Below are 20967 nucleotides of genomic sequence, written 5' to 3' on the forward strand. Positions count from 1 at the left end.
GGCTTCTTGCACCTCATGCAGCGCGCGGCCTCGGCCACGGCCATCTCCTCCGTGAAGCCCTTGTCCACGGGACGGAAGTCATGGGCGCGCTCGGCGGCGGGCTCCTCGTTGTCCGGAGTGCGCGGAGCCTTCATGTCCGCGATCCAGCGACCGTTTACCTCTGGCATGCGCAGTTCGCCTCCTCATAGGCCTTGAGGGCCTGGCCCTCCTCGGTACGGTATGCAGCCTGACGTGCGCGAAGGTCGTTCCAGTCGACCTTGGTCGCGTCGAAGTCCGGGCCGTCGACGCAGGCGAACTTGGTCTCTCCGCCAACCTCGACGCGGCAGCAGCCGCACATGCCCGTGCCGTCGACCATGATGGGGTTGAGCGACGCGGTGATGGGGGTGCCGTACTTCTCGGCCGTGAGCGCCGAGAACTTCATCATAGGCACGGGGCCGACGCAGAAGACCTGGTCGACTGCCTTGGCCTGGAGCAGACGCTCCAGCGGCGCGGTGACCACGCCCTTCTCGCCGTAGGAGCCGTCATCCGTCGTGATGTGGATGTGGTCCTCCGGCAGGAGGCTGCGGAACTGCTCCTCGAGCAGCAGCAGGTCCTTGGTGCGGGCGCCCATGATGGCGTGCACCTCGTGGCCGGTCGCGACGAGCTGGCGCGCGACGGGGTACGCGATGGCGAGGCCGACGCCGCCGCCGATGACGCACCAGGCGCCCTTGCCGCTCATGTCCGTCGGCTGGCCCAGCGGGCCGGTGAGGTCCTCGATCTCGTCGCCGGCCTCGTACTTAGAGAGCATCTCCGTGGTCTTGCCGACCACCATGAAGATGAACTCGACCCAGCCCTCCTCGGCGTTCCAGTCCGCGAAGGTGAACGGCACGCGCTCGCCGGTCTCGTTGGCGCGAACCATGAGGAACTGGCCCGCGTGCGCGTGCTTGGCCATCTCGGGCGCCTCTACGCGAAACTCAAACACCTTCTCGGAGAACTGCGTCTTTTCGAGGATCTTGTACATTAACGAACTCCTCTCCTGAAGCCCTATCCTCGGGCGCGCCCCGCAGACGCGGACGCGCCGGCATAACGACCCAAGTATACAGCGATGCATTGGGTGAGAAGAACCATGCCATCCGGCTTTGCCCAAGTTTGGGCGTGTGGCTATGCGTTTGCCCGGCTGGCCTAGCGGTCTGCCACTGCCTGCACGCCGCGCTCGACGACCTGTTCCGCGAGCGACGCGGCATCCTGCGCCTCGAGCTCGAACTCCTGCAGGTAGCCGCCCTTGAGCGTGCGCAGCACGTAGTCGGCAACCTGCATCTTTCCGGGCGGGCGGCCGATTCCGAAGCGCAGCCGGGCGAAGTCGCGCGTGCCCAGCTTGTTGGCGATGGAGCGCAGCCCGTTGTGCGCGTTGAGGCCGCCGCCAAACTTGACGTCGACCGCACCGGCGGGGCGGTCGACCTCGTCGTGCACCACGAGCACCTCCTGCGGGGTGGCCCTCTCCTGGCGCAGGAGCTTGGAGAGCGGGCCGCCGCTCGTGTTCATGAAGTCCTGCGGCTTGGCCAGGATGACCTCGCGCGTCCCCTCCGGCGCGCGCATCCTCACGCGGGCGACCATGCAGCCCGCCTCGCTCTTCCAGTAGCGGGCGCCGTGGCGCTCCGCGAGCGCGTCCACGGTGGCGAAGCCCGCGTTGTGGCGCGTGGCGGCGTAGTCCGCCCCCGGGTTGCCGAGCCCGCAGATGATGCGGATGTCCTTGGGTCTGGGCTGGTTGGCCATGCTCTTCTCCCATCCTCGCGGCGCGGCCCTGGGCCGGCGCCATGACTGCGCCATTATAGCCCGCGCGTTCGCACAACCGGATGTGCGAAGCGCGCGTGGGAGCCGCCAACTGCGCAAACGCGGTGGAGTCCGGGTTCGCACAACCGGATGTGCGAAGCCTGGCGCCCGTTGCTGCGCCTCATGCGCGGCAGGACTCACAAAGCGCGCTTTGCGAGTCGGGCTCCGCAGTGGTCGCGAGTCGTCTACCAGGCGTGACGCAAAAAGCGGGCTCCTCCCAAAGTGCGCTTTGGGAGGAGCCCGTCGTCGGCTCGCTTGTGGCGCCAGTGGCGCGCGGCTACATCTCGGAGTTGCCGCCCGCGAGGCCGCTCACGGAGTAGTTGGCGTACACCGCGAAGATCGCGTCCGCCATCTCCTTGGCCACGGAGATCTGCTTGATCTTGGAGCCCTCGGTGTTGGCGATGGCGCACGGGATGGAGTCCGTCACGACGCACTCCTCGATCGGCGCGTCCTCGAGCAGCTGGATGGCCTGCTTGCTGAAGATGCCGTGCGTGGCGCTGATGTAGATGTCGCCCGCGCCCATCTCCTTGAGCTTGCGGATGGAGCCCACGAGGGTGCCGCCCGTGTCGATCATGTCGTCGTTCACGATGCAGGTCTTGCCCTTGATGTTGCCGATGATGCCCATGACCTCGGCCGCGTTGTGCTTCGGGCGGCTCTTGTGGGCGATGGCGACCTCGCAGCCCAGGTAGTCGGACAGCTTCTTGGCCACCTTGGCGCGGCCCATGTCGGGGCTGACGACCACGGTGTTGTTGAGGTCGAAGTTCTTGGCCTTGAAGTAGTCGCCAAACTGGTACAGCGCGGTGAGGTGCGTGACCGGGATGTCGAAGAAGCCCTGGATCTGGTTGGAGTGCAGGTCGAGCGTGATCACGCGGTCGACGCCGGCGGCCTCGAGCAGGTTGGCGACCAGGCGCGCGGTGATCGGCTCGCGCGAGGCGGCCTTGCGGTCCTGGCGCGCGTAGGCATAGTGGGGGATGACTGCCGTGAAGCTCGCCGCGGAGGCGCGCGTGGCGGCGTCGGCCACGATCAGGGTCTCCATCAGGAGGTCGTTCACGTTCTGGCCGGCGATGGACTGCACGAAGAACACCTCGCAGCCGCGCACGGTCTCCTCGAAGCGGGCGTAGATCTCGCCGTTGGCGAACTTGGTGATCTTGAGTCCGGAGAGCTCGAGGTGCAGCACGTTCGCGATGCGCTGGGCCAGCGCCGGGTTGCCGGTGCCCGTGTAAAGGCGGATGTTCTTCTCGACGTTAAGGGGCTTGCTAAGGTCCTCGTACATTGTGAGCTAGTCCTCTCTTTCCAGACGGTCCCAGTACCGGTCTGCCCAACCCTCGATAACGGTCTGCTTGGAGCGCTCCAGCGCGAGGGCACCCGCGGGAACGTCCTTGGTGATGCACGAGCTCGCGCCCACGAGCGCGTTGTCGCCTATGGTGACGGGGGCCACCATCATGGTGTCGGAGCCCACGAAGACGTGGTCGCCGATCTCGGTGTGGCTCTTGTGCTTGCCGTCGTAGTTGCAGGTGATGGACCCGCCGCCGATGTTGACGCCCTTGCCCAGGCGCGCGTCGCCAATGTAGCTCAGGTGCGGGACCTTGGAGCCCTCGCCGACCTCCGAGCCCTTGATCTCGACGTGCGTGCCGGCCTTGGAGCCCTTGTGGAAGTGCGCGCCGCCGCGCAGGTACGCGCGCGGGCCGCAGTTGACGTCGTCGTCGATGGTGGAGTCCACGATCACGGTCTCGTCCACCGTGCAGTTGTTGCCCACGGTCGCGTTGACCAGGCGACTGTTGGGGCCGACGGTGCAGGCCTCGCCCACCGCGGTCCTGCCCCAGACGATGGTCTGGGGGAGAAGGACGGTGTCCATCCCGATCGTGGCCTCCGGCCCGACCCACACCTGGTCCGGGTCGAGCATGGACACGCCGGAGCGCATGAGCCCCTCGTTGATGCGGCGCTGCATGATCTTGGTGACCTGTGCCAGCTGGACGCGGTCGTTCACGCCCAGGAGCTCCCGGTAGTCGTCGCAGTGGACGGCCGTCACGGGCTCGCCCATGCCCACGTAGAGGCCAACCATGTCCGTGAGGTAGTACTCGCCCTGCACGTTGTCGTTGGTGATCTTGTCGATGTTGTCCGTCAGGCGCCTGCCGCAGAAGCAGTACGCGCCGGCGTTGCACTCCAGCAGCGTCTCGCGCTGCTCCGGCGTGCAGTCCTTGTGCTCGATGATGGCCTTGACCTGGCCCTGCCCGTCCATCTGGACGCGGCCGTAGCCCGTGGCGTCCGGCGGCGTCATGGTGAGCACGGTGCAGGCGTCGTGGTTCTCGCGCGTGCGCGCCACGAGCGCGCTCACAGTCTGGGGGCGCACGAGCGGCAGGTCGCCGTTGAGCACCACCACGGGTCCGTCAAAGCCGCCCAGGGCGTCGCGCACCACGCGCACGGCGTGCCCGGTGCCAAGGCGCTCGCGCTGCTCCACGAACTCCACGTCCTTCTCGCCCGCAAAGTACGCGCGAACCTCGTCGGCGCCGTTTCCCACCACGACGACGATGCGCTCCACCTTGGCCTTGCGCGCCGCGTTGACAACCCACCACACGAGCGGCTTGTCCAGCACCCTGTGCATCACCTTGGGGTGGTGCGACTTCATGCGCGTTCCCTCGCCGGCGGCGAGGACGATCGCGGTTACCGGCATGTTGTTGCCTCCAGCGTTTGGATCCAGCAGGCGGCACCCGGCAATGGCACGCACTCTAGCTGGACTGTTACACGACTCTCACATGATAGCGCGCGCCGCGCGGCCGTGGGCGCCGCCTGCGACAGCGGACGAGAAACACAAGATGCGGTGCGGGAGGCGGCTCGGGTCGCGCGCGGCGGCCTCCCGCGGCACAAAAAGAGCCGGAGGCCCCGTGCGGGACCCCCGGCGATGTCGCGTTGGCTGGGGTAGTAGGATTCGAACCCACATTCCAGGCACCAAAAACCCGTGTCCTAACCCTTGGACGATACCCCAATGCAGTCGCTGCGTTGGGCGTCGCGGCACGTCGCCGCGGGTGTGCCAGCCTCGCGCCCACAAAGTGTACCAGATGGGCGGCCGCGTCCGCGCGGCGTGGCCCGCCTGGGACGATTGCTACAGGTTGAACGCGGAGCAGATGGCGTCGAGCAGCATGACCGCGAACGTCTGCGCGTCGCTCGTGGTGAACGTGCCGTCGTAGGCCAGGCCGTGCGGCAGCTCCAGGCGCACGACGGGCGGCCTCACGCCGTTGGCGTGCGCGCTCTCCACCGCGGTGCGCAGGCGCAGCGGCAGGCTCTCGATCTCCTCGGTGGAGAGGTTCGCGAGCTTGCTGCCTTCGGGCAGGTCCGTCGTGCCGAGCACGATGACCACGTCGTCGTCCGGGCGCGAGGCGTCCACGCTCTCCACGATGTCCAGGCCGCTCTTGTCCGTGGTGGCCGTGGCCAGGTTCCAGATGCGGCCCGCGACGTTGCGGCTGATGGGGTCCTCGGCCGTGAGCGAGATCTGCGTGTGCTCCAGTACGCCGGCCGCGCGCGCGAAGCCCATGCCGCCCATGGGGTGGGGGCCGTCCGCGGGCTTGCCCGCCCACACGTGGTGCAGGCGCTCGATCGCGTCAAACGTGTCCGGGAAGGCCATGCCGTCCGCGAGCATGCCCTGGCTCTCCTGGAACTCCTTGACGGCGGCCTCCGTGTAGACGCCGTAGCAGCCGTCCGGCTTCCCGCATGAGAAGCCCAGGATGTTCAGGCACTTCTGCAGCTCCAGCACGTCGTTGCCGTGCAGGTTGGGGAGGCGCAGGTACAGCGTGCGGTCGCCCATCTTGTAGCCGGCGTCCACCAGCGCGGACCACGTGGCGCCGTCGACCTCGGTGCCCAGGGGGATGTCCTGGTCCATCCTGAAGCGCCCGACGGCGTTCGCGGTCGTGGGGCCAAAGCTCTTCTCGCCCAGCTCGTGCTCGTCGATCTTGTAGCCCAGGGACGTCAGACGCTCCTGGATGTCCTCAACAGCGGCGCCCGAAGCGCCCTCTCGGATTGGTTCCATGTGCTCTCCCGTTTTCGCGGCGCCTAACCTAGGCGCTCAACAAAGAAGTCTGCCATAGAGAGGAGCGTTCTGCCCGCTTCTGGCAAAAAGTCCGCAGACGCGAGGTGAGACTTCGCCTCGTCGGCAAGCCGGCGCGCGTAGGCGCGGGTGTGGTCGATGGCGCCGGACTCGCCCATGAGCTCGACGGCGCGCGCGAGCGTGGCCTCGTCCGTCGCGCTGGACGAGAGGATCGTGCGCAGCTCGGTCGCGGCCGCCTCGGGAAGGTGCGTGAGCGCCCAGACCGCAACGAGCGTGCGCTTGCCCTCCGTTATGTCGCTCCGGAAGTCCTTGCCCTGGCGGGCCGGGTCGCCCACGAGGTTGAGCAGGTCGTCCTGGAGCTGGAAGGCGAGGCCCGCGCTCATGCCAAACGAGCGCAGCGCCTTCACCTGCGCGTCCGTGCCGCCGCCGCAGATGGCGCCCGCAGCCAGGGGCACGGCCGCGCTGTAGTAGGCCGTCTTGTGGCTGGCCATGTACAGGTAGTCGTCCACGGAGATGTCCCAGCGGCCGTCTCGCGCCCAGCCCAGGTCGAGCGCCTGGCCCTCGAGCGTGCGCTCCTCCATCGCCACGACCTCGCGCAGCACGCGGAGCTTGGTGGCGTCCGCGAGCGAGGCGTCGTCCAGGATCTGGCGCGTCACCGTGGTGAGCGCGAGGTCGCCCACGTTGATGGCCACGCCCACGCCCTCCGTCACGTAGACGCAGGGCTTGCCGCGACGCAGCTCGCTCCGGTCCGCGATGTCGTCGTGCACGAGGGCCGCGGACTGGAAGTTCTCGATGGCGGTGGCCACGCTGAGCGCGTCCTCGGCGCGGCCGCCAACGGCCTCTGCGCCCAGCAGGCACAGCGCCGGGCGCGTGCGCTTGCCGCCCGACGCCGTGAAGCGCGCGAGCGGCCCGTACAGGTAGCGGTCGAGCTCGTCGCGCATCTGAGGGGCCGTCCGGGGGAGGGGGCACGCGGCCTTCTCGCCCAGGGCGTCCTCTATGAGCTGGTGGTGACGGCCGAGGTAGTCCGCGAAGGCGCTCCCCGCGGACCGGCCGTCAGGCGACGTTGGGGCCATCGCTAGCCCTCGTAGCCGTTGGGGTTCTTGGACTGCCAGTTCCAGGAGTCGCGGCACATGTCGTCGATGGTGTACTTGGCCTCCCAGCCCATCTCGCGCTTGGCCTTGGAGCAGTCGGCGTAGTTGGCGTCGACGTCGCCCGGGCGGCGCGGGTCGATCTGGTACGGGATCTTCTTGCCGCAGGCCTTGCCAAAGGCCTCGATGATCTGCAGGACGCTCGTGCCCTTGCCGGTGCCCAGGTTGAAGATCTCGACGCCGGTGCGGCCGTTCATCCACTTGAGCGCCGCCGCGTGGCCGCTGCCCAGGTCGCACACGTGGATGTAGTCGCGCACGCCCGTGCCGTCGGGCGTGTCGTAGTCGTTGCCAAAGACGTGCACGCACTCGCGCTTGCCGATGGCCACCTGCGCCACGTACGGCAGCAGGTTGTTGGGGATGCCCTTGGGGTCCTCGCCCATGAGTCCGGAGGGATGCGCGCCGATGGGGTTGAAGTAGCGGAGAAGGACGACGTTCCACTCCGGGTCCGCGGTGTGGAGGTCGGTCAGGATCTGCTCGATCATCCACTTGGTCCAGCCGTACGGGTTGGTCGCGGGCTTCTTGGGCGACTCCTCCGTGAGCGGCAGGCTGTCGGGCGCGCCGTAGACCGTGGCGGAGCTGGAGAAGATGATGTCCTTGCAGCCGTGGTTGCGCATCACGTCCACGAGCGTGAGCGTGTTGCCCAGGTTGTTGGAGTAGTACTCGATCGGCTTGCTGACGGACTCGCCCACGGCCTTGAAGCCGGCGAAGTGGATGACGCGGTCGATGTCGTTCTGGTCGAAGATGGTCTCCATGGCCTCGCGGTCGTTCACGTCCGCCTTGTAGAACGTGAGGTTCTGGGCAGCCTCCTCGCCCACGATCTGGTCGATGCGGTCCACGACCTTCTCGCTCGCGTTGGACAGGTCGTCCACGATGACGACCTGGTAGCCGTCCTGCAGAAGCTCGACCACGGTGTGGCTGCCGATGAAGCCCGCGCCGCCGGTGACGAGCACGCAGGTGTCCTTCGGGTCCTTCTTCTGGCTCATGTGAGTCTCCTTGCCTGATGTTGGTTGCAGGCGCCGCGCGCGGCCGGGCCGCTGGCGGCGACGTACATACGCCACAAGTATAGCGTCCCAGCGTGTGCGGGCTGTGTCCGGGCGCGGGACGGCGCCTCGCGAGCTGCTGGGTTGGGCGGACCCTCATTCCAAAAACGATTTTGGAATGAGGGCGGAATCGCGTTTCCGCAGATAGACGGCGTGCGCTCCACATGCCAGAAACGTTTTTGGAATGAGGGTCCGTCTCGAGCGGTCGCACCAGCCCCGACCGATGCCGAAGACGTCGCAAAACGCGTTCTGCGAACAGTCGGAGAATCGCGTTTCCGCAGTTGGCGGTTGCTTGCGCTCGGATCGCACAACGCGTTCTGCGGTGCCGCGCCCAGCGCGACCCCCCGTGCCGCCGGCATCCCGCCTCGGCCCGCGTCGCCTGCGCTATCATGTGCGCGACCAAGCAGGCAGGGGGCGTCGGCGTCGCGACGCCGCAACCGCAGGGAGGCGCAACCGTGAGCGAACCGAGGGCCGGCATGGGGGAGGACTCCCTCGCACAGAGGTGGCTGTCGTGGGCGTCCGCCTGGTCGGACGCGCCCTGGCCGCGCCGCGTGCTCGCGGAGGCCGCCGTGGTCGCTGCCGCCCTCGCCCTCGCGACGCTCGTCGGCGTCGCGCTCGACCGCCTCGGCCTCGGCGCGGACGCGATCGTGATTGTGTACGTGCTGTCCGTGCAGCTCGTCTCGCTCGTGACGGTGAGCCACGTGACCTGCGGCGTCGCCACGGCGCTCTCCGTGGGGCTCTTCTGCTTCTTCTTCACCGACCCGCGCTACCACCTCGTGGCGTGGGGCAGCCAGTACCCGGGGACGTTCGCGGTCATGTGCGTCGTCGCCGTGGTCTCGAGCGTGATCGCGATGCGCCTGCGCCAGAACGCGCGCGACAGCCGCGCGGCAAGCCACATGATGCACGTGCTGCTGCAGACCAACCACGCACTGCAGCGCTGCGACTCCGTGGAGTCCGTCATGGGCGAGGCCGGCCGCCAGCTCGCGCGCCTGGTCAGCGGTACCGTCGTGCTGTATCTGCCCAACGGCGCGGGCATGCTCGAGCCCGGCGCGCTCTTCCGCAAGGACGGGAGCGACGCCCCGATCCCGGACGCGGGCGCGCTCGACGGCACGGGCGTGATCGCGGGCCCGCGGGCCGCCCGCCAGCCCAACTTCCCCATCGAGGTCGCGGTCGCGATGCGCGCGTACGAAAACGACGCGCCGGCGGGCAGCGGCACCGCGCTCTTCTCGTCCGCGGCGGGACTCTACCTGCCGGTGGGCGAGAAGGACGGCCCCCTCGGCGTGTTCGCGGTCCTGGGCCAGGGTGGGCAGCTCTCGCAGGGCGAGCGCGACATGGCCCGCGCCGTGGCGGGCGAGACGAGCCTCGCCCTCGGCCGCGAGCTCGCCGCCCAGAGGCGCGAGCAGGCCATGGTCCTCGCCAAGAACGAGCAGCTTCGCGCCAACCTGCTCCGGTCGATCTCGCACGACCTCCGCACGCCGCTCACGTCGATCTCCGGCGCGGCGGACATGCTGCTCGAGGCGGACTCCCCGGCGCCATCCTCCGCGCCTGCCCCGGCCCCCGCGCCGCTCGCGCCCGAGCGCCGCCGCGAGCTCGAGCGCTCCATCCGTGACGACGCGAACTGGCTCAACGCCACGGTCGAGAACCTGCTCGCGATCACGCGCCTCACGAGCGAGGGCGTCCACCTGGATCGCACGCCGGAGCTGATGGACGACGTGGTCGAGGAGGCCCTGCGCCACGTGGACCCCAAGGCGTCCGAGCACGTCCTCGCGGCGGAGCCGTCCCGGGGCCTCTGCCTCGTGAGCGTGGACGCGCACCTCATGGTCCAGGTGCTGGTCAACCTCGTGAACAACGCCGTCAAGTACACGCCGGCCGGCAGCCACATAACCATCCGCACCGAGCGGCGCTCCGTGTCCGCCACGTCGGACCCCGCCGCGCCCAACGTGGGCGAGAAGGACGTGGTCACCACGAGCGTGACCGATGACGGGCCTGGCATCGCCCCCGAGGACCGCGGGCGCGTGTTCGACACGTTCTATACTGTGGGGCACGGGCTCGCGGACGGCCGGCGCAGCTTTGGGCTGGGGCTCTCGCTCTGCAAGTCCATCGTCGAGGCGCACGGCGGCACCATCCGCCTCGAGCCAAACGAGGGGGACGGCCATGGCTGCGTGTTCAGCTTCGACCTGCCCGCATGCGACCTTCCGGGAGGGGGTGGACCAGATGAGTGACAGCCCGACGCAATCCAGCGCGACGCAAGCCGACGCGACGCCAACGGGCGCGGCACCATCGCCCGTCCCGACCATCCTCGTGGTGGAGGACGACCCGGAGGTCCGCGGCATCATCCTGGCCGCGCTCGATGCGCACGGCTATGCCCGTGAGGTCGCGACCACGGGCAAGCAGGCCATCGCGCTCGCGGCCGCCGAGTCGCCGGACATCGTCCTCCTTGACCTGGGACTGCCTGACATCGACGGGGTCGAGGTCGTGCGCGCCATCCGCGCGTGGTCGGCCATGCCCATCATCGTGGTGAGCGCGCGGAGCGAGGACGCGGACAAGATCGGCGCCCTCGACGCGGGGGCCGACGACTACGTGTGCAAGCCATTCTCGGTGGGGGAGCTCCTTGCGCGCATCCGCGCGGCGGAGCGTCACCTCGCGGTCGCCACGGCCGCGGCCTCGGCCCAGCCCGCCCCTGCCGTGCAGCCCGCGGCGGCCCAGCCGGAGCCCGCCGCGCCGGCGACCTTCCGCGACGGCGGCCTCGCCATCGACTACGTCGCGGGCGTCGTCACGCTCGACGGCGCAGAGATCCACCTCACGCCCATCGAGTACCGGCTGCTCTGCCTGCTCTCGCGCAACGTGGGGAAGGTCCTCACGCACGGCTACATCCTGGACGAGGTCTGGGGACGCCAGGGGCAGACGGGCGACCTCGCCACGCTCCGCGTGTACATGGGGTCGCTGCGCAAGAAGATCGAGCGTGACACGGCGCACCCGCGCTACATACAGACGCACGTGGGCGTCGGGTACCGCATGATGAGCGTCTAGCTGGGCGCCTCGGTGGGCACCGCGTCCTTCTCGCCCGTGCCTATGCCATCTGCCAGCAGTTTTTATGCCGCATTTATGCCAGCCTTAATGTTATTTTATGCCGCTGGCATGGCGTTTCGTTCCCAGGGACTCACCTCGGCATCCGCGGGTGCCGGAATGGATAATCTCCCCTCTGGTCGGCGCGCAGCCGGCTGCGTTCCCCGGCGGGTGCCGGGGTCGCATCGAGAGGAAGGGAGGGCCTTCGTGGAGGATTCCAAGGACGGTGCCACCATACCGGTGGCCCAGGTTCCCCGGCTTACGAGTGACAAGGTCTTCTTGGCCATGGGCACGTCTGCCGCGGGGCTCAGCACCCAGGAGGTGGAGGCCAGGCAGAGGCAGTACGGCAAGAACGTCATCCAGTCCGGCAAGAAGAAGTCGGTCGTGCTGGTGTTCCTGTCAAACTTCACGCACATGATGGCCATACTGCTCTGGGTCGCCGGCATCATCGCCTTTGTGGCGGGCATGCCCGAGCTGGGCATCGCCGTGTGGCTGGTCAACGTGATCAACGGCTGCTTCAGCTTCTGGCAGGAGAGCAAGGCCGACAAGGCGACCGAGGCGCTCAAGAAGATGCTGCCGGCCTACGTCAACGTGATCCGTGACGGGAAGGAGCAGAAGGTCCTGGCAGAGGACCTTGTCCCCGGCGACGTCATGATGCTCGAGGAGGGCGACAAGGTCTCGGCCGACGGACGCGTGGTGCGCTCGAGCGACCTGCAGATAGACCAGTCCACGCTCACCGGCGAGTCCAACCCCGTGCGCAAGACGTCCGACGCCGTGCTGGAGGAGAACCTCACCAACGCCGAGATGCCCAACCTCGTGTTCGAGGGCACGAGCGTGGCCGAGGGCAACGGCCGCGTCGTCGTGACGCAGACGGGCATGGCGACGGAGTTCGGCAAGATCGCGAGCCTTACGCAGAACATGGAGCAGAAGGAGAGCCCGCTGCAGAGGCAGCTGGACCACCTGACCAAGCAGATCACCGTGTTCGCGCTGTGCATGGGCGTCGTGTTCTTCCTGCTTGACGTACTCTTTGTGCACAACGGGCTCGCCGCGTCGTTCATCTTCGCGCTCGGCATGGTCGTCGCGTTCATCCCGGAGGGGCTGCTCCCGACCGTGACGCTGTCGCTGGCCATGGCCGTGCAGCGCATGAGCAAGCGCAACGCCCTCGTGAAGTCGCTCTCGTCCGTGGAGGCGCTCGGCTCCACGAGCGTCATCTGCACGGACAAGACCGGCACGCTCACGCAGAACGAGATGACGGTCAACCACCTGTGGACCCCGGCCCGCGAGTACGAGGTCACGGGCGTGGGCTACGCGCCCAAGGGCGAGGTGCGGGCCGAGGGCAAGTCCTTCTCGGCCGCTGACGACGAGGAGCTGGAGCTGCTGCTCGAGGGCGGCGCCCTGTGCTCCAACGCGCGCCTGATCCCACCCGAGAAGGACGGCGGCCGCTACACGGTGCTGGGCGACCCGACGGAGGCCTGCCTCCTGGTGAGCGCCCAGAAGGCCGGACTCGACCTCAAGGACGTGGAGCGCCGCATGCCGCGCGTGCGCGAGCTGCCGTTCGAGAGCCGCCGCAAGCGCATGTCCACCATCCACCAGCTGGAGGAGCCGATCGACGGCGCCACGCGCGTGGCCTTCACCAAGGGCGCGCCCAACGAGGTCGTGCGCCTCTCCACCAAGGTCCGCGTCAACGGCGAGGTCGTGCCCATGACCGACTCGCTGCGTAGCAAGATCATGAACGCGAACGACTCCTACGCGGCCGACGGCCTGCGCGTGCTCGCCGTGGCGTACCGCCCCATCCACAGGGACGAGCCCGACGTGCCCGCCTCCGTGAGCCAGTACACCCCCGAGGCGATCGAGAAGGACCTGACCTTCGTGGGCCTGGAGGTCATGCAGGACCCGCCGCGTCCCGAGGTCGCGGCCGCGGTGGCCGAGTGCCGCCGCGCCGGCATCCGCGTCATCATGATCACCGGCGACTACGGCCTGACCGCGGTCTCCATCGCGCGCAAGATCGGCATCGTCAAGGGCGCGCACCCCAAGGTGTTCTCGGGCCTGGAGCTGGAGAAGACCTCCGACGAGGAGCTGCGCCGCGCCCTCAAGGGCGAGGTCGTGTTCGCGCGCATGGCGCCGGAGCAGAAGCTCCGCGTGGTCGAGAACCTGCAGGCCATGGGCGAGGTCGTGGCGGTCACGGGCGACGGCGTTAACGACTCGCCGGCGCTCAAGAAGGCCGACATCGGCGTTGCCATGGGCATCACGGGCACGGACGTCGCCAAGGAGGCGGCGGACATGATCCTGACCGACGACAACTTCGCCTCCATCGTGCATGCGGTGGAGGAGGGCCGTGCGGTCTACGCGAACATCCGCAAGTTCATGCTCTACATCCTCAACTCCAACGTGCCGGAGGCCGTGCCCTCCGCCGTGTACCTGCTCTCCGGCGGCGCGGTGCCGCTGCCGCTGACCACGATGCAGATCCTGACCATCGACCTGGGCACGGACATGCTGCCCGCCCTTGGCCTGGGCTCCGAGCCGCCCGAGAAGGACGTGATGAGCAAGCCGCCGCGCGACCCGCACGAGCACCTGCTCAACGCGCAGGTCATGCGCAAGGCCTTCCTGTGGTACGGCCTGCTGGGCGCGGCCGCCTCGCTCGCGGCGTTCATGTTCGCGCAGGTGCAGGCCGGCTGGCACATGGGTGCCGTCATGTTCGGCGTCGGCAAGGACCTGGACCCCACCTACGTCCGCGCCACGACCATGGCACTCGCGGCCATCGTGTTCTCGCAGATCGGCGAGGTCATGAACTGCCGCACGGAGCTCGCCTCGGTCTTCTCGGTCGGGCTGTTCTCCAACAAGCAGGTCAACAAGGGCATACTCTTTGAGGTGGCGCTCATCGTGTTCCTGACGGTGTTCCCGCCGTTCCAGAGCGTGTTCCACACCTGCCCGCTCGGACCCGCGGACTACGTGTTCCTCGTTCTTCTCCCCCCGATCGTTCTGCTGCTCGAGGAGGGCAGGAAGGCCATCGTGCGCAGGCACCTGGGAATCGACCGCGACGGCGTCCGCATCGCGCAGGAAAGTGAAAGGTAGGACATCATGAACGTGATTGTCGTTGGACTTGGGCGCATGGGCCTGGGGCTCGCGCGCAAGCTTGACCGCCAGGGCCACAACGTGTGCGCCGTGGACCAGGACGCGGAGCGCCTGGAGCTGCTGGGCGACGAGTTTGCCGGCCGCAGGGTCTGCGGCGTGGGCATCGACCGCGACGTGCTGGCCAAGGCCGGCATCGAGCGCGCGTCCGCGGTGGTCTCGTGCACCACGTCGGACGAGACGAACATCGTGATCGCCCGCATCGCCCGCGACTCGTACCGCGTGCCGCGCGTGATCGCCCGCATGTACGACGTGAGCAAGGCCGAGACGTACCGTCGCCTGGGCATCCAGACCATCTCGACGACGGACTGGGGCGTGCGCAGGGCCTGCGAGCTGCTGACGTACCACCAGCAGGACAGCGTGCTCTCCATCGGCACCGGCGAGGTGCAGATCGTGCGCGCGGACGTGCCGACGCTCCTTGAGGGGCGCACGGTGCGCGAGATCACCGCGATTGGCGAGGTCAAGGTGGTGGCCGTCTCGCACAACAGCCAGACGTCCATCCCGACGGAGGGCACGGTGCTCGAGCACGGCGACGTGATCTACGCGGCCGTGGCGTCGAGCGCGCAGGAGAAGTTTGCCCACATGCTTGGCAAGGGCGAGTAGGAGGCAGCCATGAACATCATCATCGTAGGCGGCGGCAAGACCGGTCGCTACCTGGCGCCCATACTCACGGACGGCGGCTCGTCCGTCGTGGTGATCGACAACAGGCGCGAGACCGTGCGCAAGTTCCAGGAGGAGCTGCCGGGTCAGAAGGTCGTGCTCGGCAGCGGCACGAGCCCCGAGGTGCTGGAGAAGTGCGGCATCATGAACGCCGACGTGCTCATCGCGGCGACGGGCTCAGACGAGGTCAACCTGGTCGCGTCGACCCTCGCGAAGATGGAGTACCAGGTGCCGCGCGTGGTCGCGCGCGTCAACAACCCCAAGAACTCGTGGATGTTCAACGAGTCGATGGGTGTGGACGTGGGCATCAACCAGGCCGACCTGCTGGCCCGCTCCGTCCAGGAGGGCCTGGACATGGAGGACGTCTTCACGATCATGCGCCTGGGCAAGGACGAGCACGCGCTGGTGCAGCTCGAGGTGCGCCCCGACTCCGGCGCTGTGGGGAAGAAGATCTCCGACCTGGCGCTGCCGGACGAGGCCATCGTGATCGCGATTGACCGCGCGGGCGACATAATCGTGCCCAAGGGCGACACCGGGCTCATCGCGGGTGACAATGTGCTCGCGTTCACGAGCGCGGCGGCCAAGCGCGAGCTCAAGCGGGCCTTCGCGTAGCGGCACGGGCGGCGGCCGAGCCGGATGGCGACGGTCCCGCTCGCAAAGCATGCTTTGCGAGCGGGACCTCTTTGCGTTTGGGCAGGCAGCTGGCTTGCGGCCGGCTCTTGCCCCCGCTCGCAAAACGCGTTTTGCGAGCGGGGTGGGCGCATGCGGGACGGCTCTAGTGATCCCACATGCCAAAAACTTTTCTGGAACGTGGCTCGTTTTGCGTTTCCGCAGGTAAGGGACTTGGGCCCCATATGCCAAAATAGTTTTTGGCATGTGGGGCCCTGCCGCCGTCGCGGCGCGGCAGTTGGCAGAATGCGTGACGGCGACAGGGGAGGGTCGCGGTTCTTCTCGCCCGGCGCTAAGGTAGCTTGGGGCGGCGGCGAGCCTGGCGATGCAAGCCTGCTGCCCGACCGTACGCAGGGGACGCTCGCTCGGAGGCATCGTGATAAAGCTCATTCTTTCCGACATGGACAACACGCTCGTGCCGTTTGGCGCCGGCCGCGCGTCGCAGCGGACGGTGGACGCCATTCACGCATGCCAGGAGCAGGGGATCGACTTTGGTCCTGCGAGCGGGCGCGACCGCGGCGAGCTGTCGGGCTTCTTTGGGGACGACGCGAGCTGCTTCAACACGGGCGTGCTCGTGAACGGCCAGAAGGTGTACTACCTGGGCGAGGTCGTGTACGAGAAGACCCTGCCCGCCGACGAGCTGCGTCGTGCGGAGGAGATCGCCGCCGGCGTGGAGGGCGTAGCGTTCATCACGTACCGCGACGACAACTCGGGCGACTGGACCGGCGCGACGGCCGAGGAGCTGGGCGACATGTACGACCGCGTCTTCATGTGCGGCGGCAGGTACCACGAGCTTGACCGGATGCCGGACTACCCCGTGGTCAAGGCGGGACTCGTGGTCATGGGCGACAACTCGCGCGCCGTGGAGCTGTCGGGGCGCCTTGCGGATGCCTGCCCGAGCCTGATCTTCCCCAACACGGTGCTCAACTGGCTCGACGTGACGCCCAAGGGCTGGGGCAAGGCGGACGGCATCGCCATCCTCCAGCGCATCCTGGGGCTTTCCGACGAGGAGGTCTGCGTCTTTGGCGACGCGGACAACGACCTGGACATGCTGCGGCGCTACCCCAACTCGTGCGCCGTGGCCAACGCGAACGAGGCCGCGACCAAGGCGGCGCGCTGGCACGTTGACGCGAGCGCGGACGACGGCGTCGCGCGCGCCATGGAGCAGATCGCGGCTGCCGCGGCGGAGTCGCGCGCGACGGGTCGCGAGGTCGTGCCGGAGTTCATGCGCGGGTAGCGGACTCGCCGTGCCGTGACATCCGGCAACAAGAGGGGGGCCCGCGCCCGGCGGAGCTCCCCAGTTCGTTGCGCTTGCCTATGCGACCCGCCGCCACGGCGGCTGCACCTACGACAGCAGCATGCGGTCGTTGTCGAGCTCGCCGCCCGAGACCTCCTCGAACTTGCGGAGCAGGTCCGGCACGGTGAGCCTGCTCTTCTCGTCCCCGCGGACGTCGAAGATCACGTGGCCCTCGTGCATCATGATGAGGCGGTTGCCCAGGCGGATGGCGTCGTGCATGTTGTGCGTGACCATCAGCGTGGTGAGGGAGTCCTGCTCCACGAGGCGCTGCGTGAGCGAGAGGACCTTGGCCGCGGTCTTGGGGTCGAGCGCGGCGGTGTGCTCGTCCAGGAGCAGCAGCTTGGGGCGGCGGAGCACCGCCATGAGCAGCGTGAGCGCCTGGCGCTGGCCGCCGGAGAGCAGGCCGACCTTGGAGGTCATGCGGTCCTCGAGGCCAAGGTCGAGCATCTTGAGGCGCTCGTGGTAGTCCTCGCGCTCCTCGCGCGTGATGCCCCACGAGAGCCCGCGCCCCTGCCCGCGGCGCGCCGCGAGGGCGAGGTTCTCGTCTATCTGCATGTCGGCCGCGGTGCCGCGCATCGGGTCCTGGAAGACGCGGCCCAGGTCGGCGGCGCGCTTGTGCTCGGGAAGGCGCGTCACGTCGCGGCCGTCGATCTTGATGGTGCCGCCGTCGGGCGGGAAGACGCCCGCGATGCAGTTGAGCAGCGTCGACTTGCCGGCGCCGTTGCCGCCGATCACGGTCACGAAGTCGCCGGGCTCGAGGTGGAGGTCCACCCCGGTGAGCGCGGGCTTCTCGTTGACCGTACCGCGGTTGAAGGTCTTGGTGACGTGGGTGAGCGTGAGCATCAGCGATCAGCTCCCCTCTTGAACGCGCGGCGCGCCTGGCTGCGCTCCACGATGGCGGGGATAACGAGGGCGAGCGCCACGATGACGGCGGAGAAGAGCTTCATGTCGTTGGCGTCCATGCCCATCTGGAGCACGATGGCGCGGATGATGAAGTAGATGACGGAGCCCACGACGGCCGAGGTCAGGCGGCTGCCAAACGCCTGCAGCTTGCCCGGCGTGAGGCGGCCGAGCACCTCGCCGATGACGATGGCCGCGAGGCCGATCACGATGGCGCCGGTTCCCATGTTGATGTCCGCGTACTTCTGGCTCTGGCACACCAGGGCGCCGGACAGGCCCACGAGCGCGTTGGACAGGCTGAGCGCGATGAGCTTGGTCACGCGCACGTCGATGCCCAGGGCGCGGCACATGTCCTCGTTCTGGCCGGTCGCGCGCATGGCGGAGCCGATCTCAGTGCCAAAGAACCAGTAGAGAAGGACGACGCACAGGGCCGCGACCGCGATCCCGATGATGAGCGTGGCCACGTTGTTGGAGACGCCGAGCGCGCTTGCCACGCGCGAGAACACGGTGTCCACGCCGAGGAGCGGCGTGTTGGACTTGCCCATGACGCGCAGGTTGATGGACCAGAGCGAGATCTGCGTGAGGATTCCCGCGAGGATAGCGGGGATGTCGAACAGCGTGTGCAGCAGGCCCGTGACGGCGCCGGCCACGGCGCCCGCGAGCATGCCCAGGAGGATGGCGACCACGGGGTCGAGCCCCATGTTGACCGAGGCCACGGCCGCGACGCAGCCGCCGAGGGCGAAGGAGCCGTCCACGGTGAGGTCCGCGATGTCGAGCATGCGGAACGTGATGAAGACGCCGAGCACCATGACACCCCAGAGGATGCCCTGCGCGACGGCGCCGGACAGGGATAGCAGCATTAAGGATTCCCCCAAACTAGGACTTGAGCACCGAGAGGTCCACGCCGACGGCCTTGGCGGTCTTCTCGTTGGTGGCGAGCGTGCACTCCTTGGCGCTCAGGTACTCGATTGGCATGTCGCCCGGGTTCTTGCCCTTCAGGATCTTGACCGCCATCTGCCCGGCCTTGTAGCCCAGCTTGGTGTAGTCGATCCCGTACGTGGCGAGGCCGCCATTGTCGACCATGCCCTTCTCGCCGCAGATGACGGGAAGCTTGTTCTCGTTCGCGACCATCGACACGGTGGACATGCCGGCCGCGATGGTGTTGTCCGTGGGCGCGTAGCAGGCGTCGACCTTGCCGACCATGGACTCCACGACCTGCTGGATCTCGTTGGAGCTGGAGACGGAGTAGCGCACGGCCTTGAGCCCGCGCTTCTTGGCGGCCTTGAGGGCCAGCTTGACCTGCACGTCCGAGTTGGACTCCGCCGTGCAGTACAGCACGCCCACCGTCTTGGCGTTGGGGAGCAGCTTGACCAGCAGGCCAAACTGGTCGTCCACGGGGGTGAGGTCGGAGGTGCCGGTCACGTTTCCTCCGGGCTTCTTGTTGCTCTTGACCAGGCCGGACGCCGCGAAGTCCGTGATGGCCGTGCCCACGACGGGAATGTCCGACGTGGCGCCCGCGACCGCCTGGGCGGCCGGCGTGGCGATGGCCAGGATCAGGTCATCGCCGTCGTTCACGAGCTTGGTTGCGATGGTCTGGCAGGCGGACTGGTCGTTCTGGGCGTTCTGCTGGTCGATCTTGTACTTGAGGCCGGACTTCTTGAGCGCGCTCACGAAGCCCTTGTTGGCGGCGTCGAGCGCGTCGTGCTCGGTGAGCTGCAGCACGCCGATCTTGTAGGTCTTGTCCGAGCTGCCGGAGCTTCCGCATCCGGCAAGGGTAAAGGCGGTCAGGCCTCCAAACAGGGCGATGGCATCGCGACGGGTCATGCACTTGGTCATCTTGGCAGCCTCCTTAGGTTTGGTGGCCACGGTGTCGTGGCACGGTGGGATGTCAGCCAATCCTAAGGTTGCATGGGCGCGCGCGGCATGGCTCGCGGCAATCGATTACATGTTCGTAACTGCCTGGGCCTGGGTAGCAGATGGGGCGCGAGGGGGCTATGCGCCCAGTTCTTCCTCCACGTATGTCCTGAAGCCGGGCAGGGCAAAGCGCACGATGCCGCGAGCCACCTGGTCTATCACGCCCTCCGCGAGCAGCCTACCGCGATACTTTGAGGCGTACCGGCTTTCGACCCCCATACGTTGCGCGATGTCCGCAACGCGGCTCTCCTCGGCGTCCTCTAGCATTGCCTCAATAAAGCGCAGGTCGACGTCTGAAAGCTCCCTATAGGTGGGCGCGAGGATGTGCGAGCGAAAGTCTTCTCGTGCGTCAGCGATGCCCCGCTCGGCTTCCGTCGACGAGATTGCCCCGCTCAGCTCGGATGCCTGCCAGCATCTGAAGCCCACGAGCTGAAGCATATAGGGGTAGCCACCGATTGCCTGCGTGCAGCTTTCGAGCGCATCGCCGGTAACCTTCCTGCCGCCAATCGCGGCCGTCTCTCTGAAGGCGTTTCGTACGTCGGCGTCGGATATGGTGCCAAGCTTGTGCTGTTGAGCCCTGCGCAGGAAGGACACGCTCTTATCGTTAAGTAGAGCGTTGATGTTATGTGGAAGGCCGGCCATCACAAGTGCGATCTGGCGCTGTTCGCGCACGAAGAGCTGGTAGACGGCTGCGAGATTGACCATCTCGCCGAGCGACGCCACGACCTCGTCCACGGTGATCAGCAGCCCCAGATTCGCGTCCTCCAGAGTCTGGAGGAGTCGCCCCATCCTTGTGCGCCAGTTCTCCGTTTCGGCGGGAACCGCCGACCAGCTGGCGCTTATCGGGCCCACGCTCATGCCCGTGAGCTGGGGTAACGCGGCCCCACGCTTGCCCAGCGCCTTCTCGCACGCGATGCGGGTCTGTTCGTAAATGTCCTCGAGCATTCCCGGCATTGCCACCACGTGTACGGCTATCCAGCCGTCCTCAGCCGCCTCCTTGGCAAGATAGGTGAGAAGTGCGGTCTTCCCGGACCCTCGGGGGCCAATCAGGATGCTCGACAGGTTTGGATTGCCACGACCTTGGGCGAAGGCCTCGAAGAGTTCCCTCTTGATGGACTCACGCCCCGCCATAACGAGGGGGACGCTGCCAAACTCGGGCGTGAATGGGTTGACCGGAGGCATCGCCGAGACTCCTTTCGCCTTTTTCGCCTTCTTTCGCCTTGTTCGCCTATTTTCGCCTTTTTCGCCTTTTGGGGCAAGGTGTCCTTCGTGCTAACTCTGACCTGCGAAAACCTC

At 67.7% G+C, this 20967-nt stretch carries 17 protein-coding genes, 1 tRNA gene and 1 pseudogene; 6 read left to right on the forward strand and 13 right to left on the reverse strand.

Annotated elements, in window-relative coordinates:
• The 9 genes and pseudogenes from ACI38Z_RS02645 to galE form a co-directional block, all read right to left on the reverse strand.
• A pseudogene (locus ACI38Z_RS02645) lies at positions 1–167 on the reverse strand (dihydropyrimidine dehydrogenase); the annotation flags it as partial.
• Entirely contained in the window at positions 155–1000 is an 846-nt protein-coding gene (locus ACI38Z_RS02650) for a sulfide/dihydroorotate dehydrogenase-like FAD/NAD-binding protein (RefSeq protein WP_439788635.1), read from the reverse strand. The gene ACI38Z_RS02650 and the pseudogene ACI38Z_RS02645, both read right to left, overlap by 13 nt.
• Positions 1001–1161: 161 nt before the next feature.
• Positions 1162–1752, reverse strand: coding sequence for an aminoacyl-tRNA hydrolase (gene pth, locus ACI38Z_RS02655; protein ID WP_439788636.1), 591 nt, complete (start codon positions 1750–1752; stop codon positions 1162–1164).
• 334 nt (positions 1753–2086) lie between these two features.
• Positions 2087–3082, reverse strand: a complete 996-nt coding sequence (locus ACI38Z_RS02660) for a ribose-phosphate diphosphokinase (protein WP_439788637.1) — start codon at positions 3080–3082, stop codon at positions 2087–2089.
• Between the two features lie 6 nt (positions 3083–3088).
• A complete protein-coding gene (gene glmU, locus ACI38Z_RS02665; protein WP_439788638.1) occupies positions 3089–4480 on the reverse strand; it encodes a bifunctional UDP-N-acetylglucosamine diphosphorylase/glucosamine-1-phosphate N-acetyltransferase GlmU in 1392 nt (463 codons plus the stop codon).
• Between the two features lie 237 nt (positions 4481–4717).
• Positions 4718–4792: transfer RNA gene (locus ACI38Z_RS02670), tRNA-Gln, on the reverse strand.
• Positions 4793–4909: 117 nt separating this feature from the next.
• On the reverse strand, positions 4910–5830 hold the full coding sequence (locus ACI38Z_RS02675; protein ID WP_439788639.1) for a peptidoglycan-binding domain-containing protein: 921 nt from the start codon (positions 5828–5830) through the stop codon (positions 4910–4912).
• 23 nt (positions 5831–5853) lie between these two features.
• A complete protein-coding gene (locus ACI38Z_RS02680; RefSeq protein ID WP_439788640.1) occupies positions 5854–6921 on the reverse strand; it encodes a polyprenyl synthetase family protein in 1068 nt (355 codons plus the stop codon).
• 2 nt (positions 6922–6923) lie between these two features.
• Positions 6924–7979, reverse strand: coding sequence for a UDP-glucose 4-epimerase GalE (galE, locus tag ACI38Z_RS02685; protein ID WP_439788641.1), 1056 nt, complete (start codon positions 7977–7979; stop codon positions 6924–6926).
• A gap of 512 nt (positions 7980–8491) precedes the next feature.
• Between galE and ACI38Z_RS02690 the strand changes: the two genes are divergently transcribed.
• The 6 genes from ACI38Z_RS02690 to ACI38Z_RS02715 all read left to right on the forward strand — a co-directional run bounded on the left by ACI38Z_RS02690 (position 8492) and on the right by ACI38Z_RS02715 (position 16797).
• The gene (locus ACI38Z_RS02690) at positions 8492–10258 is read left to right on the forward strand and encodes a sensor histidine kinase (RefSeq protein ID WP_439788642.1); all 1767 of its coding nucleotides are present in this window, start codon (positions 8492–8494) and stop codon (positions 10256–10258) included.
• Positions 10251–11066 (forward strand): response regulator, encoded by an 816-nt coding sequence (locus tag ACI38Z_RS02695; RefSeq protein WP_439788643.1) that lies wholly within the window; start codon positions 10251–10253, stop codon positions 11064–11066. The genes ACI38Z_RS02690 and ACI38Z_RS02695 overlap by 8 nt, the downstream gene beginning before the upstream one ends.
• Before the next feature lie 243 nt (positions 11067–11309).
• Complete coding sequence (locus ACI38Z_RS02700; RefSeq protein ID WP_439788644.1) at positions 11310–14174, forward strand: cation-translocating P-type ATPase; 2865 nt, start codon at positions 11310–11312, stop codon at positions 14172–14174.
• 6 nt (positions 14175–14180) lie between these two features.
• Positions 14181–14834: a potassium channel family protein gene (locus ACI38Z_RS02705; RefSeq protein WP_439788645.1), complete on the forward strand. Its 654-nt coding sequence runs from the start codon at positions 14181–14183 to the stop codon at positions 14832–14834.
• 9 nt (positions 14835–14843) lie between these two features.
• Positions 14844–15503: a potassium channel family protein gene (locus tag ACI38Z_RS02710; RefSeq protein ID WP_439788646.1), complete on the forward strand. Its 660-nt coding sequence runs from the start codon at positions 14844–14846 to the stop codon at positions 15501–15503.
• A gap of 433 nt (positions 15504–15936) precedes the next feature.
• Positions 15937–16797 carry an HAD family hydrolase gene (locus tag ACI38Z_RS02715; RefSeq protein ID WP_439788647.1) on the forward strand — a complete coding sequence of 287 codons (861 nt, stop codon included), beginning with the start codon at positions 15937–15939 and terminating at the stop codon, positions 16795–16797.
• A gap of 108 nt (positions 16798–16905) precedes the next feature.
• Here ACI38Z_RS02715 and ACI38Z_RS02720 read toward each other — a convergent pair whose 3' ends face one another.
• From ACI38Z_RS02720 to ACI38Z_RS02735, 4 genes are all read right to left on the reverse strand, one after another.
• Positions 16906–17700 (reverse strand): ABC transporter ATP-binding protein, encoded by a 795-nt coding sequence (locus tag ACI38Z_RS02720; protein ID WP_439788648.1) that lies wholly within the window; start codon positions 17698–17700, stop codon positions 16906–16908.
• Entirely contained in the window at positions 17700–18617 is a 918-nt protein-coding gene (locus tag ACI38Z_RS02725) for an ABC transporter permease (protein ID WP_439788649.1), read from the reverse strand. Before ACI38Z_RS02725 ends, ACI38Z_RS02720 begins: the two co-directional genes overlap by 1 nt.
• A 16-nt stretch (positions 18618–18633) precedes the next feature.
• Positions 18634–19593 (reverse strand): ABC transporter substrate binding protein, encoded by a 960-nt coding sequence (locus tag ACI38Z_RS02730; RefSeq protein ID WP_439788650.1) that lies wholly within the window; start codon positions 19591–19593, stop codon positions 18634–18636.
• Positions 19594–19749: 156 nt separating this feature from the next.
• Positions 19750–20853, reverse strand: coding sequence for an ATP-binding protein (locus ACI38Z_RS02735; RefSeq protein ID WP_439788651.1), 1104 nt, complete (start codon positions 20851–20853; stop codon positions 19750–19752).
• Positions 20854–20967: the final 114 nt, after the last annotated feature.

The sequence above is a fragment of the Parafannyhessea sp. genome (assembly GCF_051876455.1).
Lineage (GTDB): Bacteria > Actinomycetota > Coriobacteriia > Coriobacteriales > Atopobiaceae > Parafannyhessea.